Annotated in this window: 20 protein-coding genes and 2 pseudogenes; 7 read left to right on the plus strand and 15 right to left on the minus strand. The window is 70.2% G+C overall.

Translation table 11 applies throughout. The features are described 5' to 3' along the window. Positions 1-618: 618 nt before the first annotated feature. Positions 619-813, plus strand: coding sequence for a hypothetical protein (locus tag AB0J69_RS24175; protein WP_364121164.1), 195 nt, complete (start codon positions 619-621; stop codon positions 811-813). Between the two features lie 717 nt (positions 814-1,530). On the opposite strand, the gene AB0J69_RS24180 is transcribed toward AB0J69_RS24175, so the two are convergent. Continuing rightward, entirely contained in the window at positions 1,531-5,247 is a 3,717-nt protein-coding gene (locus tag AB0J69_RS24180) for an FAD-binding protein (protein WP_364121167.1), read from the minus strand. A gap of 188 nt (positions 5,248-5,435) precedes the next feature. On the opposite strand from AB0J69_RS24180, the gene AB0J69_RS24185 reads away from it, so the two are divergent. Beyond that, complete coding sequence (locus AB0J69_RS24185) at positions 5,436-5,606, plus strand: hypothetical protein (protein WP_364121170.1); 171 nt, start codon at positions 5,436-5,438, stop codon at positions 5,604-5,606. Positions 5,607-5,615: 9 nt separating this feature from the next. On the opposite strand, the gene AB0J69_RS24190 is transcribed toward AB0J69_RS24185, so the two are convergent. From AB0J69_RS24190 to AB0J69_RS24215, 6 genes are all read right to left on the minus strand, one after another. Further along, positions 5,616-5,999 (minus strand): hypothetical protein, encoded by a 384-nt coding sequence (locus tag AB0J69_RS24190; protein ID WP_364121173.1) that lies wholly within the window; start codon positions 5,997-5,999, stop codon positions 5,616-5,618. Between the two features lie 28 nt (positions 6,000-6,027). Beyond that, positions 6,028-7,026 (minus strand): CU044_5270 family protein, encoded by a 999-nt coding sequence (locus tag AB0J69_RS24195; RefSeq protein WP_364121176.1) that lies wholly within the window; start codon positions 7,024-7,026, stop codon positions 6,028-6,030. Then, entirely contained in the window at positions 7,019-7,609 is a 591-nt protein-coding gene (locus tag AB0J69_RS24200; protein ID WP_364121178.1) for an RNA polymerase sigma factor, read from the minus strand. Before AB0J69_RS24200 ends, AB0J69_RS24195 begins: the two co-directional genes overlap by 8 nt. 321 nt (positions 7,610-7,930) lie before the next feature. After that, complete coding sequence (locus AB0J69_RS24205) at positions 7,931-8,155, minus strand: hypothetical protein (protein WP_364121181.1); 225 nt, start codon at positions 8,153-8,155, stop codon at positions 7,931-7,933. Between the two features lie 387 nt (positions 8,156-8,542). Next, the gene (locus AB0J69_RS24210; protein ID WP_364121184.1) at positions 8,543-8,686 is read right to left on the minus strand and encodes a hypothetical protein; all 144 of its coding nucleotides are present in this window, start codon (positions 8,684-8,686) and stop codon (positions 8,543-8,545) included. 147 nt (positions 8,687-8,833) lie between these two features. Next, on the minus strand, positions 8,834-10,012 hold the full coding sequence (locus AB0J69_RS24215) for a HAMP domain-containing sensor histidine kinase (RefSeq protein ID WP_364121187.1): 1,179 nt from the start codon (positions 10,010-10,012) through the stop codon (positions 8,834-8,836). A 113-nt stretch (positions 10,013-10,125) separates the two neighbouring features. Between AB0J69_RS24215 and AB0J69_RS24220 the strand changes: the two genes are divergently transcribed. The 3 genes from AB0J69_RS24220 to AB0J69_RS24230 all read left to right on the plus strand — a co-directional run bounded on the left by AB0J69_RS24220 (position 10,126) and on the right by AB0J69_RS24230 (position 11,950). Next, positions 10,126-10,311, plus strand: a complete 186-nt coding sequence (locus tag AB0J69_RS24220) for a hypothetical protein (protein WP_364121189.1) — start codon at positions 10,126-10,128, stop codon at positions 10,309-10,311. 84 nt (positions 10,312-10,395) lie between these two features. After that, entirely contained in the window at positions 10,396-10,986 is a 591-nt protein-coding gene (locus AB0J69_RS24225; RefSeq protein WP_364121192.1) for an RNA polymerase sigma factor, read from the plus strand. Beyond that, positions 10,979-11,950 carry a CU044_5270 family protein gene (locus tag AB0J69_RS24230; RefSeq protein ID WP_364121195.1) on the plus strand — a complete coding sequence of 324 codons (972 nt, stop codon included), beginning with the start codon at positions 10,979-10,981 and terminating at the stop codon, positions 11,948-11,950. The genes AB0J69_RS24225 and AB0J69_RS24230 overlap by 8 nt, the downstream gene beginning before the upstream one ends. 136 nt (positions 11,951-12,086) lie before the next feature. On the opposite strand, the gene AB0J69_RS24235 is transcribed toward AB0J69_RS24230, so the two are convergent. From AB0J69_RS24235 to AB0J69_RS24260, 6 genes and pseudogenes are all read right to left on the minus strand, one after another. Then, positions 12,087-12,479 (minus strand): hypothetical protein, encoded by a 393-nt coding sequence (locus AB0J69_RS24235; protein WP_364121308.1) that lies wholly within the window; start codon positions 12,477-12,479, stop codon positions 12,087-12,089. 385 nt (positions 12,480-12,864) lie between these two features. Further along, positions 12,865-13,197 (minus strand): annotated as a pseudogene (locus AB0J69_RS24240) (hypothetical protein); the annotation flags it as partial. Beyond that, on the minus strand, positions 13,098-13,391 hold the full coding sequence (locus AB0J69_RS24245) for a transposase (protein WP_364121198.1): 294 nt from the start codon (positions 13,389-13,391) through the stop codon (positions 13,098-13,100). The gene AB0J69_RS24245 and the pseudogene AB0J69_RS24240, both read right to left, overlap by 100 nt. Beyond that, the gene (locus tag AB0J69_RS24250; protein WP_364121201.1) at positions 13,303-13,737 is read right to left on the minus strand and encodes a transposase family protein; all 435 of its coding nucleotides are present in this window, start codon (positions 13,735-13,737) and stop codon (positions 13,303-13,305) included. Before AB0J69_RS24250 ends, AB0J69_RS24245 begins: the two co-directional genes overlap by 89 nt. Before the next feature lie 246 nt (positions 13,738-13,983). Then, on the minus strand, positions 13,984-14,367 hold the full coding sequence (locus AB0J69_RS24255) for a tyrosine-type recombinase/integrase (protein ID WP_364121204.1): 384 nt from the start codon (positions 14,365-14,367) through the stop codon (positions 13,984-13,986). A gap of 11 nt (positions 14,368-14,378) precedes the next feature. Continuing rightward, positions 14,379-14,477: pseudogene (locus tag AB0J69_RS24260) on the minus strand (site-specific integrase); the annotation flags it as partial. A 55-nt stretch (positions 14,478-14,532) separates the two neighbouring features. Here AB0J69_RS24260 and AB0J69_RS24265 point away from each other — a divergent pair. Together AB0J69_RS24265 and AB0J69_RS24270 are read left to right on the plus strand one after the other, a co-directional pair. Then, positions 14,533-14,799: a hypothetical protein gene (locus AB0J69_RS24265; RefSeq protein WP_364121207.1), complete on the plus strand. Its 267-nt coding sequence runs from the start codon at positions 14,533-14,535 to the stop codon at positions 14,797-14,799. Positions 14,800-15,232: 433 nt separating this feature from the next. After that, positions 15,233-15,415: a DUF1918 domain-containing protein gene (locus AB0J69_RS24270; protein WP_364121210.1), complete on the plus strand. Its 183-nt coding sequence runs from the start codon at positions 15,233-15,235 to the stop codon at positions 15,413-15,415. 331 nt (positions 15,416-15,746) lie between these two features. On the opposite strand, the gene AB0J69_RS24275 is transcribed toward AB0J69_RS24270, so the two are convergent. Both AB0J69_RS24275 and AB0J69_RS24280 read right to left on the minus strand, forming a co-directional pair. After that, entirely contained in the window at positions 15,747-15,911 is a 165-nt protein-coding gene (locus AB0J69_RS24275) for a hypothetical protein (protein ID WP_364121212.1), read from the minus strand. A 29-nt stretch (positions 15,912-15,940) separates the two neighbouring features. Beyond that, the gene (locus AB0J69_RS24280; protein ID WP_364121215.1) at positions 15,941-16,261 is read right to left on the minus strand and encodes a histidine phosphatase family protein; all 321 of its coding nucleotides are present in this window, start codon (positions 16,259-16,261) and stop codon (positions 15,941-15,943) included. Between the last annotated feature and the right edge of the window lie 85 nt (positions 16,262-16,346).

Below are 16,346 nucleotides of genomic sequence, written 5' to 3' on the forward strand. Positions count from 1 at the left end.
CCTCGGGAACTCGAGCCCGTGCAGCGTCTCGTGGCACACGTACGCGGTCCATTTGCCCGCGACTACCCCCTCCTGCCCGATCTGGTTGCACCAGGCGTGGCGCCGAAGTGGGAGTTCTCGTGCACGTAGCCCGCCGGCGGCGTCCAGGCCGCGGACGGGCCCCCGGCGAAGGAGGCGCCGGCGGAGGATGTGGCGGCGGCGGCTGGCCCGCCGGCGAGCCGCACGGAGCTGCTGAGTTGTGATCACGGACACGGGTGGCGACCTTCATCTGGGCGAGCGGTTGTCCGAGGGCGGCCGCGTAGGACTACCGGATGATTCACCGCGGGTTCTCCCTGCTGCGGGGGCCGTTGGCCAGCCGGGCTTCTGACCCTGGCGGGCGGACCGTCCGGTGCGGTTCCCCCTCCCCGGAGTCGTGCCCTCCGGGCTTGGCCAGGCCGATCCGATCAACGAGCGCGCCGAACAGGGCGAGCGACTGATCGCCGTGGGCGCCGCTGGCCGCGCCGGCGCGGGATGTCAGACAACGGTGCGTCTCCTTGTCGAAAGGGCCGCGGGCGCGTCCTGCCAGACGAGCGTCGCGGCCCAGCCCAAGAGAGCACAGCGCTTCCACCGGAGCAGCGGATGAGGGCCAGCATCGCCAAGCAGCGAGGACCTGGTGATGGCGAGCACGACGACCAGGTCGAAGAGGCGGAGGTGGAAATCGCGGCCAGGAGCGGCAGCGCCGCGGTGAACACAGAGCTGGCAGCGATGGGGAAGATTCACGACGTGCTCGCTGGGCTGGAGGATCCAGCTGCGCGGCGCCGAGTGCTGGGGTGAGCCTCGGGGATATTCGCCGGCGCGCCGGCGGTGGACTGACAGGAGCGGCACGGGAAGGCCCGCCCGCTCTCGAGGGCGAGCCTCTGCCGGTCAGGGAGGACTTGTCCCCCAGCCGCCCGCAAAGGGGCGAGGCCGCCGCCCACGCCGGCAGCCGGCGGCGTCGTGTCCTGGCGTGGTGATCGTGCGCATGTCAGGGTGCGCACGGCAGAGGCTCCTGCGGGACCGAGACGCGAGCCGCCCGCTCCAACGACCACCTTGTCGGCAAGCGTGTCGCCGCCCACGACTCCTGGTTCCCCACCACCCATCTGTGACATGCGCTTCCAAACACGCCAGCCACCCGGCCAACATGGTTGGATCGGCTACGTGGCGAACACGAAGGCGGGTTCTACTGGTAGGCCCGGCTATCACAACCTGCCGAATGGTAGATGAGGCGGAAGGTGTTCTCGAGGGGCTGACCGCAAGGATTGTCCGGTCTCACTGCTCGCAGCATGGCTGCTCAGATACGCGGCACATACATGATGACGGCGACGTCGATGAGGCAGATGAGCGCGCCGGTGATGTGCCGGTGATTCCCCTGCCGCCGCTGTTCCGCAGTGTATCCCGCGCACGCCGAGCCTTCAGTGGGCGGCGCTCGGCCTCGTCGACAGATTTATCGCAGAAACCGGACCGAGCTCGGCTCCGTCACGACGTCACCCGGACCGCAAGCTCTCGCTGGTACTACGGTCGGCCCGATGGGGTGACTGCTTGGCGGAAGGTGAACAGCTGATCGGGATCGCAGGTGGCCTTGACGCGCTGCATCCTCGGGTAGTTCTCGCCGTGGTAGGCCGCCGCCCAGTCGGTGAGTTCGGGGTCCATGCCGTTGGTGTAGCCGCCGATCCCCAGGTGGGGCTGCATGGCGGCATGGACGTCGCGTAGCCACTGGAGTCTGCGGTCGATGTGCGCGCGGTCGGTGAACTGGTGCCAGTAGGAGTGGTACTGCACGACGCCGACCGCGGCCCGGTGCGGGAAGGCGGTGGCATCCGAGGGCCGGTCGTTGACCGCGCCGCCGAGGGCGTCGATGAGCAGGCCGCTGGCCCCGCCCACGCCGGTGAACTGGTGCAAGCGTTCCAGAGCCGCGGCCATCTCGGCCGCTGCTGCCGGGGTCATCGGTTCGCGCACGATGTGGGACTTGGCGGCGAAGGCGACGCGGGGCCCCCAGGTGCCGCCGCCCCAGCGGTCGGCTTCGGAGGCGGCCCGGACGTAGTCGCAGGGAATGAGCACCCGGTGGGCTTCCGGCCTGCCCACTGCGGCGGCCAGCCGGTCCAGCACCGGCCCGAGGTCGCCGGGTGTGCCGATGAAGGTGCCGGTCACTGTCGGCGCCGAGGGCATGCCGGAGTCGCTGAGCTGCTCGAAGGCGCAGCAGACCGTGCGTGGCGTTGCCGGGTCGGCGTTCCAGGCCGTCCAGCCCTGGATCACGGCCGCGGCCGCGGTGGCGGGCCAGGCGAGCATGAACCTGGTGAAGCTCAGGTCACGGATGTCCTCGGTGGCGAACTCCAGTGAGGTGACCACGCCGAAGTTGCCTCCGCCCCCGCCGCACAGGGCCCAGAACAGGTCGTCGTCCGGTGGCGGCGAATCGGGGCGCACGCGGCGGATGCGGCCGTCGGCGGTGACGATCTCGATCTCGCGCAGGTGGTCGCAGGCCAGCCCCCACGCCCTGGTGAACGCGCTCAGCCCGCCGCCGAGGGTGACCCCGGCCAGTCCGATGGTGGGGCAGCGGCCCAGCGGGAGCCCGGCTGCGGCGGCGGCCAGCGCGAGGTGAGCCTGCATGCCCTTGACCCCGGCGCCGAACAGCGCCCGCCCGCCGCCCACGACGGCGGCATTCAGCGAGCTGACGTCGAGCACGAGCCCGGGACCGGTGGAGTATCCGGCGTAGCTGTGCCCGCCGGAGCGCAGCGCCAGCGGAACCCGGCCGGCGCGGGCGAAGTTCACGCATTCCACCACGTCGTGGACACCGGCCGGGTAAGCGATCGCTTGCGGGCGGATGTCGTCGAAGCGCTGGTTGACCAGCAGCCGGGCCTGCTCGTAGGCGGCCTGCTCGGGCCGGAGCAGCACACCGCGCAGGCTCGACTCCAGCGCCGACCAGCTCGTCCCGGTCGTACCACAGGTCGTCCTGCGCGCCGTGGTGGCGGGCACGCGGGCGCGCCGCAGGGCGGATAGGGTGTGCAGGTCGGCGAGCACCGGATAGTCAAACGGCAGCGGCCGCGGGCCGACCTGGTCGGGCACCGAGGTGAAACCGCCGTCGGGGTCCTGCCGGTCCAGCAGGTACGCCACCGCCCGTCCGGCCGAGAGCCGGTCGCCGTGCCGGGCCAGCACGGGGACGGCTTGGGCGGTGGAGAGCACGTCGCTGGGGTCGCCGGGGAGCTGCCCCCAGCCGCCGTCGCGGTTCTGCGTCTGGACGAGGCGTGCCATGGATCGGGCGGTGGCGGCGGAGATCCGGGCGGCCAGCCCAGTGGTCGCTGGGGGGATCGCGTGCAGGGCGTCCAGGGTACGCAGGATGGCGCTGGACTCGCTGACCGTCCAGCTCCGCTCGAAGGTCCCGTCGGCAAGCTGAGCGTTCAGGACGAACTCCACGGCGGCGGCGAGCAGCCGCTCGTGCCGTGCGGCCTGCGGGGCCAGCGCGAGGATCGCGCCGGCGGTCATGTCCAGGTCCGGCGCGTCGCCGCGCACCCAGGTGGGGAATCCGCCGTCGGGGTCGGCGATCTCGGTCAGGTACCTGGTCGCCTTCTCCAGTGCCTGGCGGTGCCGGATCGGGTCGGCGGCGTGCAGGAACTCCATGCACCGGGTGGTGGTGTCCACGTCGGTCTGCTGCATGCCGGTGGCGAACGGCCAGCCTCCGTCCGGGGCCTGCCAGGACGCCACGAGATCGGCCATGCGGGGAACGTACGGTGCCAGGGTGTCTTCGCCGGTGAACGCGAGGCCGGCCACGGCGGTCAGCCAGAGGTCTTGGCTGTCCAGGAACGGCACGCCGTCGTCGGCGTTGATGGCCAGGCACAGCCGCAGCAGGCCGTCGTCGAGGACCTGGGCGTCCGGCCGGAACGTGCGCACCGCGTGCAGGCCGAGCAGGTGGGTGGTGGCGCTGGCCTCCCACAGCACCCGGTCGCGCCCCGACGACATCAGCGACACCAGGCGGTCGCGCTCGGCGTCGGTGACCGCGTGGACGCGGCCGCAGGCGTGCGCGTGGATGATCCGGGTCGACAGCAGGTGCACGTCGGTGAAGGTGGTGATGCCCTCCGGCCCGGCCGGCGCGGGGGCGTCCCGATGATCCAGGGGTGAGTCGCACAGCACATGCAGCACCGTGCGCAGCATGACGGCCTTGAGCTGCCCGCGCCCGGCGGTGCCGCCGCTGGCCGCCGGCGGCAGGCCGACGGCCATGTCCAGGGCGCGATCGGCCATGCCCGCCGGGTCGAGGCAGGCGTCGATCAGCAGGGCGTCCACCCGGCTCGCGCCGGGCCGGCCCTCTTTCAGGAACCGGGTCAGCCGGTCCTGCTCGCCGGGTTCGCTCCCTTGTTTGCGCAGCAGGGCCAGCAGCAGGGCAGATTCCAGCACGCGGCTGCCGCACCGGTCGTCCACGATGCCGCCTGCGTCCACGGCGACGGCCAGGTGTTGCGCGAGTGCGCGCACGCCCCGCTCGTGATCGTCGGCAGTCATGCCGGAGCCTGGCGGGTTGCGGTGGGTTTCTCGCTGCCAGGCCAGGGATCCGTCCCGGACCTGGCGGATCGGCGCGGCCCGATCGCCGCGCGCGGCGCGGTCGAAGTCGTCCATGCGCTCGGCCAGCATGCCCCGGGCCCGCGCCGCGGCCTCCGACCGGCTGCATCGGTGGTGGCGGGCGAGCACGCCGACGAGGTTCTCGGTGCCCTCGTCCAGATCTTGCGGCGCGGAGCGCAGGTCGTTGGTCCAGGCGATGATGTCGGCGGTCGCCTCCCGCAACTCGTCGAGCTCGTCTGCCGGGGGCAGGGTTCGTTCCACGACGGCCAGCAGCGGCAGCAGGGTGATGGTGCGGCGGCGCAGCGTCAGGTAGTCGTCGAGCCCGAGCTGTTCACCGCGGGCGCGCAGCCGCGTCTCGGTGCAGGTGGCCTCGGCGAAGTCCCGGTAGAGGGCGAGGAAGCGGCTGCTCCATCCGGGCCGGGCCGAGACCTTGGTGTGCTGCCACAGATCGGTGAGCGCGCGCACCGCGGGCACCGGGTGCCGGGTTCCGTCCGCGCCGCCGAGCACGTCGAGCAACTGGTCCAGCAGGGCCCGCACCTGCTCCGGCGACTGGCCGTGCCGATCGAAGCCGTCGTCGACCAGCGCGATGTACGCTCCCCACTGCGCGAGCAGAGCCAGCTCCGCCGGCCCGGCCAGCGGGGCCAGCCATCCGGCCATGCGCCCGTGCCCCATCCGGGCCAGTCGCCGCATCTCCTCCTGGCCGGTGATCAGGCCGTGCCGCGCCGACCAGGAACGGGCCTGGCGTTCGGCGTGGACCCAGCCAGGACTGCAAGTAATTTTTTCACTACATTGAGTAATCATTTTTTGGCAGGCTACCAGATGCTGATCGGCTTCAGCCATGCCGTGGTCTGCGCGGTCGGCGAAGGCGTCACCCCTTCATGACCTCCCATGCTGGCCTGGACGAGCTCATCGCCGTGATCAATGAGACTTCCGACGACGTCAATGACCTCCTGCTGCTGGGCGGCAACCCCGGCATCCAGGCTGTGGCTGACGCCCTGGTCGGCGAGGCCGAAGGCGACCTGCTGGCCAGGATGAACCGAGCGGCGTGAGCTGCCCGGCTATACGACGCTGGATGAGATGACCAAGAAGATCCGCACCGAGGTGAATCGCGGGTTCTTCGTGCTGGTGTCCGGCCGGTTGGCGTCGGAGCGCGGGCGAGGTTGGCCCGGCTGCTGCTGGTCGACTCGATCACCCGGCGCAGCGAGTTCGACGGGTTGAAGGACGTGGCGCAGGCCGCGTCGCTCAACAAGTTCAAGGGCCGTCTGGCGTTCCTGCGCGAGCTGGACGGCCTCGGGCCGACCGAGGAGTGGAAGACGCTTTTCGACAGCGTCGGTTGTCATGGGCTGGCCACCGCGGCGGCCGGGGAAGAGCCAGCGGGAGTCCCGATTGGTGGCGGTGGTCAGGTTGAGACGCTGGTCGATCGGGCAGACGGTCCCTGCCATGCCGTCTGCCCGGGCCCCGTCGCGCCGTCTAATCCACGATCGGCGGGCTGTCGGCGACGCTCACCTTCAACTGCGCGCTCGACGACACCACGCTCCCCACCGGAGCATTGGCCAGCTTGGCGTCCACGACCACCCCCCGGCAGCCGAGATAGTCGTAGGTCTTCCGGTCGAAGATGTACTCCTCCCTGACCCCGTTGGGCGACACCATCGCCGCGGCTATGCCCTTGCGCCCCGCGGCGTCCTGCGCCTCCTTCACCGTCACCACCCCGGGAATCGTGGCCGCCGCGCGGAAGAGCGCGGCCCGCTGCGCGGCGGGCAGATAGGACTCCCCGAGCAGCCCGCCGACCCGGTTCCACGCCTCGTAGTCCTGCAACCCGTCGAAGGGCACCTGCGTGTAGAGGTGCCTGCGCATGCCTTCGGTATCGGTCGGCAGCTTGCTGACGTAGGCGTAGTCGTTGCGCAGGAACTCGGCGCGGTCATCGAAGTCAGCGGCCCGTTCAGGACGACTGGGCTTGCCCACCTGCTCCTGCTCCCGCTGCGCCAGCGGCGGGAGCGTGTGCCCCGGATACGGCAGAGGCGCCAAGATCTCATTCTGCAGGAACGCCTTGACCGAACTGCCCTCGACCGGCTGCCAGAACGTGCGCCGGGCACGCGACAGCCAGATCTGCCCTTCCCCTTCGGCCGAGTTCATGCTCTGCGACTGGTAGACGAGGAACTGGCCGGGCGTGGGATGCAGCTCCGGACGGCTGCCGGCGTGCTCGGCCGCCCGGGTCAGCACCTCCACGGCCGCGACCGTGCGGATCATCGGCGGGGGCGGCACCGGGGCGGGCGGGCTCTGGACAACGAACACCGCCACTCCCACCGCGGCCGCCAGACCTCCTGCCCATGTGGCGCGCAGTCCGAGGCGGAGAAAATTGGGGTGCGCCGGCGCGGACATGCCGGCCATCAGGCGCTCTGCTTCGGCCCGCAGGTCCTCCTGCACGGGGACCTCGGAGCGGAAGTTGTTGAGCTGGGCCAGGTCATCCATGGCGAACCTCCTCGATGACGAGTGCTGTGGGGTCGGTCCCGCCCAGTCCCTCGCGGATCTTGGTACGGGCGCGGTTGACGCGTGAGCGGACCGTTCCGACGCGGATGCCGAGCGCCTCGGCGGCTTCGGCGTAGCTGAGGCCGCCCCAGGTCACCAGGAGCAGCACGTCGCGGTACCCGGCGGGCAGCGCGGCAAGCGCGGCGGCCAGGCGCTGCTGTACGGCCTGAGCGCTCAGCCGCTCGTCGCTGCGCGAGGTGAAGGGTTCAGTAACCGGGTCCACACCGGTGCGGGCCAGCAGGTTCAGCTGCCTGGCCTCGGTGCGCTTGTGGCGGCCGATGAGGTTGGTCGCGATGCCGTACAACCAGGGCAGGGCGTTGTGCCTGGCCAGGTCGTAGCGGCCGCGCTGGCGGAAGGCGGCGAGAAAGGTCTCCGCCACCACGTCCTCGGCGACGTCGGGCCCGAGGCGGCGGATAACGAATCTTTTGATCTCGGCTGCGTGTCTGCGGAAGATCTCCGCGAACACCTCGGGCTCCTGCCGGGACCGCGCGATGACGGCGGAATCGGCGGGGCTCGTTTCTGACATGCTCTGGCCTCTCGGCTCACCGATGGGACACCCCTACTTGCCCGCTCGCGGCCGACCGGTTCCCGCCGTCAGGTCCGGCACGACCGCGGTCAGCACGTGTGCGGCTGAGTGGCCCCAGCGGTCGGATGCACAGCGCGGCTGGGGCGGCGGCGAATTCGGGGCGGTTCCCGCGCAGGCGGCTGGAGATCTTCTTCTGAAACAGGACGTCGTAGCCGTCGGCGGTGAGGGCGTCGAGCTGAAGCTGGAGGTTTGGTCGCAGGTGGAGACCGCGCGTAGGCGATGGTGCGGCCATCGGGTCCTCGTGGCGTCGTGGGTAGAGGGTCAGGGCGCCTGGAGGTATTCGTCGAGAGTCGGCAGGTCCTCCCGCGGGTTCTGGCCGACGATGAGGAACAGTTCCGACACCCACCGGGTGAGGCCGCCCTGCCAGGAGGAGAAGTAGATCGCCCCTGGGGGGTCGTCCTGGTCGGGAAGCAGGACGTATCCGTCCTTGCCGTCGACCTGTGCTCGCAAGACCTCCGGTCGCTGGCCGTCGTAGATGAACGTCATGCGATCCCCCGTCCGGAAACGTAAACCCTTTCTGGGCACCCTAGGGACCAGTGGTAACACCGTCCACTGTCCAGAAGTGTTGGCGCGTTGGCCGTGTGGCATCGGGAGGCCGAGTCGGGCGGATGAACATCCTGCTCACCTCTGGCTACCGTGATCGCTATGGGCTTTCTCTAACCGGCAGCGTCACGACGGGGTGCGTACGAGCTGTCGGCGAGGCTCACTCCGCCGGGGGTCGGCCGAGATCCTCCCACCGGCTGAGCCGGTCGTGGATCGCATAGCGGTCGGCTTCTGCACGCGGGAGCATCTGCTCGTGGATGACGGGGTCGCGGTGGGCTCGATCGCCGAGCGTACGAGGGCGGCAAGGATGTCCGGCGGGAGCGCCTCGGCCTAGGTGGTGGCGGTGCCGGAGAAGGAGTGCCGGTCGGTGGCCTTGGGCGGCGTGGTGGGCAGGCGGTAGGTCACCACCTGCTCGGCGGTGACGGCAACCTGCTCGAAGACCACCTCGGCGTCTGCCGCCGCGGCGAACGCCATGACATCCTCTGACCGGCTAGTTCGCTTGACTACCCAGATAACGATGGGTTGCGGCCGAGCTCGGTGACGTCGAGCATGCCGATCTCGGGACGCCGCTGGCGACCGGCGATGTGAGCCAAGATGGCGGGCCGGCGATCAGTCCGGCGGTCAGTCCGCCAAGGGCATGCGCAGCACCAGGCAGGTTCCCTGGCCGGGGTCTTCGATGGTCAGGGTGCCTCGGTGGGCGTGGGCGATCTCGCGGCAGATGGCCAGGCCCAGGCCGGTGCCCTTCGGGTCGCGCTGGCGTGATTCCGGGAGCCGGGCGAAGCGTTCGAAGATGATCTCGCGGTGTTCGGGGGCGATGCCGGCGCCGTCGTCGAAGACCGCCAAGATGGCGGTGTCGTCCTCGGCCCGGACGGTGACGGTGGCGGTGGTGGTGGCGTGGCGCTGGGCGTTGTCCAGCAGGTTGGCCAGCAGCCTGGCGATCAGCAGCCGGTCGCAGCTGACGAGCACGCCCGGCTGCAGGTCGGTGCGGATGGGGACCCGGCCGGGCAGCCGGCGCCGGAGTTCGGTGCGGGCGAGGTCGGCCAGGTCGGTGCGCTGGTGCTGGGCCGACCGGTCGGCGTCCAGGCGGGCCAGGGTGAGGATGTCCTCGGCGATGGCCTGCTGGCGTTCCACGTCGCTGAGCAGCTCTTTGGCCATGCGCGGCCAGTCGACCGTGTCCGGGTCCGTCAGTGCCTCCTCCAGTCGGAGGATGGCGCCGGTGATCGGGGTGCGCAGGTCGTGGGAGGCCTCGGCGGTGAAGCGGCGCTCGCGCCGCAGTGCCGCCTCCAGCAGTTCCAGGGTGTCGTTGACGACGGTGGCCAGGTAGCGGATCTCGTCATGGTGGGCCGGGACGGGCACGCGGTGCCCGAGATCGGTGGCGGTGATCTCGGCGAGCTCGGCGGTCATGTCCTCCACCGGCTGCAAGGTACGGCCGACGAGCTGGTACGTTCCCACGGCCACGATGACCAGCACGATCGCCGAGGCGGCCACCAGCTGCGCGAGCAGCGCTTCGCTCCCGTACCACGGCGGGTCCGGCAGCGCGCTGTAGGCGATCAGGTCGCCGCCGAGGGCGGGAACCCACATCGCCGCGACGATCATGCACTGGCCGGGAAAGCCCGGCACGTCGCACAGCCGCCGATCCATGGCCATCCGCGGCGCCGGCACGAACGTGGCCATCCGCGGCTCTCCGATCACCCGAACGCTCGCCGACACCACCCGCCCCGCGCGATCGACCAGCTGCGTGGCGGCCGTTCCCTCGTCATCCAGCACGGCGGGCGGCGCACGGTGAGCGAACTCATGCATCACCTCCAGATCCGCCCGGTAGACGTGCCTGAGGTCGGATCGCCCGTGGGCGAGATTCCCCCGGGCGACCCGACCTGAGCCGGTGACTCATCTCGTGCTCATGCTGGTGATCCATGATCAGCCACGCCGCGATCACGCACGGCACCACGGCCACCAGGATGGCCGACAGCGTCATCCGGGCGCGGATGGACCACTTCACCGGTTGGAGACAGCCGGCCAGCCGCGATGCGAAGCGCTCGCCGATGCACTGTGCCGCACCCGGCGTCCTGTGTCCGACCCGACCGGATAACGATATGTGACGCATATCACATCTCATAACGTGAATTCGTGGCCGTCGTACGGGCGAAAGCCGACGAACCATTGCGTAAGGACGGGAGCACCATGTGATCGCCGAAGAATCCGGCAGGGCCGACGACGCCGAGTTGATCCGGCGCTCGGAACGCGCCCCGGAGGCCTTCGCCGACCTCTTCGACCGGCACGCGCCCGCATTGCGGCGCTATGTCGCCCGGCGGCTGGGGCCCTCGCTGGCCGACGACATCGTCTCCGACGCCTTCCTGGCCGCCTTCCGGCGCCGCCACCGCTACGACGCCAGCTACCCCGACGCGCGGCCTTGGTTGTACGGCATCGCCGCCCGGCTCATCAGCCGGCATCGGCGGGTGGAGATCCGCCTCTACCGGGCGCTGGTCCGCAGCGGCGTCGATGAGATCACCGAGCCGTACACCGAACGCGTCGATGACCGGGTCGCCGCCCAGCAGGCCGGGCTGGCGGCGGCGCTGGCGAAGCTGTCACCCGATGACCGGGAGGTGCTACTCCTCGTGGCCTGGGCCGAGATGTCGTATGACGACGTGGCCCGCGCGCTGAACATCCCGGCCGGCACCGTCGCATCCCGCCTGCACCGGGCCAGAGCAAAGACACGCCAAGCGCTCGGCGGATCCCACCCTGTGACCACCCGAGAGGAGTCCTTCGATGGATGATGACCTGCGATCGCTGCGTGAGTGGCGTGCCGAGATCCCCGAGCCGAACCAGGAATGGGTCATCCCACAGCGCCGGCGGATGCTGACGCGGATCCAGGGACGCGGGCGGACACTGGGGCGCCGCCTGCTCCTGGTCGGAGCGCTAGGAGCCGCCGCCGCACTCGCCGTGACCACCCTGCGGCCCGAACCGCCCACCCCGCACCCGGCGAACACGCCACCGGTCGTCCAGCTCGACTCCAGCGTGGTGCTCGCCCACGCCGCCGAGGTGGCGGGCAGACGCAAAAGCGCCCAAGTGCCCTTGCCGACACAGTGGCACTACACCAAGACCCTGGACAAACAGGCGAACTCGGACACGGTCAGGACCGGTGAGGGATGGCTGCGCTACGACGGCAGGCAGCGCGCCGACTTCGACGAGGATGGAAAGATGGTCGTCAGCGACATTCCCCCGGATCCAGGTGATGACGACCTGTCGCCGCAGCAGTACGACGCCAAGCTCCGCGCGCTGCCGACCGATCCCAAGAAGCTGCTGGCCAAGGTCACAGCCGATCGACACTGGATCGACTACCCCAAGGAGGAGGGCGTCCCCAAGAGCGCTGAGCCCGACGCCGACCGCGCCTACCGGGTGATCACCCTCTACCTGAGCAGGTACGGCACGATGCCGCCGCGACTGGAGGCGACCATGTTCCGCGCCCTGGCGCTCATTCCCGGCGTCCGGATCGAGCAGGGTGTGCGCGACGCAGCGGGCCGCAGCGGCCTAGGCATCTGGGTGGAGGGAACCGACACGATCTCCCGCACCTACCACATCCTCGACCGGAGCACCTACCGCTACCTGGGAACGCGGGCGGTCTGGTTGCGCGACGAGTTCCTTGGCGGCGAGAGCGAACCCGCCTTCCGCAAGGGGGCGGTGTGGAGCACGGCCCTCCTGTCCTCAATGATCGTCGACCGTCCCGGCCAGCGAGGCTGAGGCTCACCGCACCAACGGGAAGCCTGCGAAACTCGGATTGAGCAGCAGGGGTTCCGGTAGTAGTCGCCGAAGATCCACCTGCAGGAGGCGTCATGTTCTCGGCGTTCTCCCACCGGAAACCTCCACCAGCGAACCCCTAAGATCCTCGCAACACATTCCGTGTTGCGACGATCCCTGGAAACCGCCCCCCGCGCAGGGCCGGGGTGTCGCAGCCGGGGTAGGAGAACGTGATGTCCTCGGCGGCGATCCGGCGAAAGCCGGTCAGGGCCGCGGTGGCGGAGCGCTCGCCGGCCGGGCGGTGCCGGTCGAGGAAGCTGGTGAAATCGGTGAAGTACAGGCCCTCCTCATAGAGGCGGTTGGTGGCGTACATGAGACTGGCCAGCGAGGTCTGCGCGGACTTGATGGCCAGGACGGCGGTTCCGGCGACGGCCAGCGGGATCGCAGCCACCATCAGCAGCAGGCCGAGCGCAACGTAGACGAGCCCCGCGCCGACGCCGCCGATGGCCTCTCCGACAAGCCGCGTGATCATCTGCCGGCGGGCAGCGCACGAGGATGTTCTTGAGCTGCACGGCGGCGCCTGCGGTCAGGTGGTCGGGATCAGACATGATCCAACCGGTGACTTTGCGCGGTTTCGGGGGTGTCGGCGCGGCCGGTGGCGGGTCTGTCCGTTCACGCAGCTGGGCGATGTAGCGTTCGACGGTGCGCAGGCTGCCGCGCCAGCCCAGGAGCTGGATCTCGCGGTGCAGTGCCGTGGCGTTGCAGAGCCCGTCAGCGAAGCGCTGATGCAGGTGATCCATGAACCGGTCCAGACGGCTCGCACGGTTGTTGGCCCTGCCCAGGTGCTGCTCCAGGGGCGTGCCGGCGAAGCGGTAGACGGTGCGCTCGCTGATCCCGAGCTCGCGGGCAGTCTCGGCGCGGGACCGGCCTGCGGCCAGCAGCTCGTGGATCGCGGCGTGGCGTTCTCGATGCCGCCGGGCCAGCGGGTACTCGATCGGCGGATCCGGCTCCGGTTGCGGGCCGACCTCGTCGCGCTGTTCCTCGGCCACGAGGTCTGCTGCCAATGGCGGCTCGGGCAGGCAGGCGACGTGGGCGGAGACAGTCTTCTCCACTGCCGCGCCGAGGTTCGCCCACAGGTGCCACCGATCGGCTACCTCGATGGCATCCGGTGCGCCGACCCGGGCCCGTTCGCGTGGTTCCCGGCGCGGTCCCGACAGATCACCGCGATGCCGGGACGCTCGGCCAACCACGCGGCCAGCGTGTCGGCGTCCCGGCCGGCGAACATATCGATCGGCCGGTGGGTCTCCATATCGATGATCACAGTTCCGTACACGGCGCACTTGCGCAGTGCGAAATCATCGACCCCGATCACCGTCGATGCCGCCGCGGGCGGCTTGGGCAGTGCGCGGACCAGTCGGATCAGCGTGTCTCGGCAGGCTGGCATGCCCAGCTTCGCGGCCAGCCGGGCTCCGGCGCGGCCGGCCAGCACCAGCCCCAATCGCGGCCAGGCGGTCGGTCAGCCCAGCAGTGCGCCGCGCAAACGGCGCGGTCAGGCCGGGTATCTGCTCGGCAAACGTCGCCGCACCACATCCGGGATCATCGCAGCGGAACCGCCGAACGCCGACATCGATCCGCACGGGGCGACCGGAGATCGGCAGATCGGCCAGCCTCCGGCGGTAGCCGCCATGCGTCCTGGCCGACGTCGTGCCGCAGCTCGGGCACGTGGCCGCTGGTATCGCCGAGCCGACCGTGAACACGACCGCATCTTCCTCGACCTGCACGGACTCCACCCGGGCTGCTGCAAGGTGCGGCAGAAGTAACTCAAACTCCTGATTGATGCACGCGGACCAGCATCGCCAACCCGCGCACCTCGACGCGGGAGCGACACGAACCCGATTGGCCCTGCAACAAGATCAGCGCCAGAGCCCGAAAGTGTCAGTAGGTCGCGACACGAAATCGTCAGTAGCCCCTCGCCCGCGTCAGCGTCGGCACTGCCCGGAACTCCTATCGCTTCCGGCCGGCTGCCACTCGGTTGATCAGTGGGTACGGCGGCGTGGCGCCAGGACCTCGGTGACCTTGGCGATGGCCTCAGGTCCGGGTTTGACGTAGCGCATGGCGGTGCGGGGGTTCTTGTGCCGGGTCTTGCCCATGATGAGCTGCAGCGGGATCTCGGCGTCGCCGAGGTGGGTGGCGGCGGAGTGGCGTAGCTGGTGCAGGTCGAGCCCTGCGTGCTTGTCGAGCAGGACGCGTGCGCGGTCGTAGCCGAGGCGGGCGCGGCCGGTGTGCGGGCAGATGCCGGCGGGCGGCGGGCGGGGACGGGGCGGCGTTCGGACAGGAACAGCGGACCACGGGTGCTGCCGTCCGGGAGCCGGAGCAGGCGGGGCAGCAGGTGGGCGGTGCCGCTGTCCCAGTACACCCACTCGACTGTGCCGCCCTTGGAGCGGACGGGGGCGCGCCGGTGCTCCAGGTCGAGGTCCTCGACGTTCAGCGCGAGAATCTCCGCGGCTCGGGCCGCCGTTTCGTAGAGCATCCGCCAGAGCGCCCGCTCCCGAAGGGGGATGTCGCGGCGGGACAGCAGCCGGTGGATGGGGGTCTTGGCCACGGCGCGGGTCTCGTCGGCGCTCTCCTTGCGGCGTTCGACCTCAGCCGGGACCAAGGTGGCGGCCCAGTGCTTCTTGGTCTGGCACCAGAGCAGCCAGGAGGTGATGGCGGCGCGGTTGCGGTTCCAGGTCGCCGGCGCGCTCGACTCCCACAGCTTGGTGAGGGCGGCGCCGATCTCGGCGTCGGTGACGTCGGCGAGTGGCCGGTCGGGGCCGAGCAGGGCGGTGAGGCAGTCGATGGCCGAGGCGTAGGCGCGGTGGGTGTTGGGTTGGGGGTGCGTTGGGTGGCGAAGAAGGCGTCGGCGGCCGCGGCGAGGCTGACGTCTCCACCGCGAAGGGCGGTGATCTTCGGCGCGGTGCTCATGCCGCCCACCAGGCGATGCCGTCGGCGATGTACCGGATGACGTGCCGGAGTCGTGTACCGTCCCGGCGAGGCGTTGTCCTGGTCGCCGTGCCGCCGTGGTCGCTCATGTACGTGATGACCGGCCATTATCACGTACATGGCGCTCCAGTGCTCACCCCCTGATCTTGCCGCCGAACGCGTTCAGCGCTTGCCCGGGGCACCGTTCGCGTTCGGCTGCTACCCGTGGCGCGCGAAGGGACTAGGGGCATCCGACAGCGGGTAACAGTTTGAAGCAAAACGAGCACGGTCCGTGATAATGGCTGTGGGTTGAGGAGTTGTCATATGCAGGCGAACGTTGGCGACACGATCGTGGTGCCGATAGGCAGGGGCCAGGCCGGCGAACAGCGGGGGGAGATCCTCGAGGTCCACGGGGAGGATGGGCGGCCTCCATATCTGGTGCGCTTCGATGACGGACATACGACGCGCATGTTTCCGGGTCCGGACTGCACCGTCGTGCCTGCCTAGCGGGGCCAGTTGGCGGTCGGCGGGGAGCTCCGCCGCCCCCCGATATCCTCCGGCATGACCGGAGGCATATCGGGCCTGAGATCGCGATGGCCGCTCTCAGGCCAGGAGTCCCAGGGTTTCGAGCGCCTCCAGCGATCCGCTGCCGTTCGGGGTCGGATTCCTGGCGCGCGTACGGGTTTGATCAGGTCGGCACAGGTCGGCGAGGGCTTGCCGGTCCTGTTCGGGCAGGCGCTGCAGGAGAAGCCGTCACTGGCTCCAGGGACCTCTGTCGTGTCCTCGGGCGTGATGGCGTCGCCGCCGAGGTCTGCCTGCCCTTTTGCCTGGGCGCGGGTCAGGCGTGGGGGTCCCGAAAGGCGATCAGCCTGGCCACGCCGTGCTCGACGGCCTTCCAGGACCCGTCGAAGTCCAGGACGGCGATCGCGGAGGTGGGGAAGCCGGACCGGTTCATCCGGGCCAGCAAGTCGCCGTCGGCCTCGCCGGCCAGAGCGTCGGCCATGGCATGAATGCCGGGGTTGCCGCCCAGAATCAGAGGCTGTTGACGTCGTCGGAGGTCTCGTTGAGCACGGCGATGAGCTCGTCCAGGTTGGCCTCGTACAGCCGGTCCTCATAAACGGTCTCGGGACGCTGCGCAAGCTCCGAAACGATCAGCTTCCACGTCTCCCGGCTGCGGGCGGCAGTGGTGACGAGGGCGAGATCGGGCGTGATGCCCGCTCCCGCCAGCCAGTGGCCGGCGGCGGAGGCGTCTTTGCGGCCGCGGTCGGCCAGGGGGCGTTCGTGGTCGTTGTCGCCCCACTCGGCTTTGGCATGGCGTACCAGGACGATCCGTCGAAGCGTGTCCACCGACATGATCCCCACCTTAAGTAGTTCTTGGACCACGTAGAGCGGCCGGTGAGGTGAGTCCCCGTGGTTCAATCGCGAACCGGGGTTGAGC

The organism is Nonomuraea sp. NPDC049709 (genome assembly GCF_040674815.1).
Classification (GTDB): Bacteria; Actinomycetota; Actinomycetes; order Streptosporangiales; family Streptosporangiaceae; genus Nonomuraea.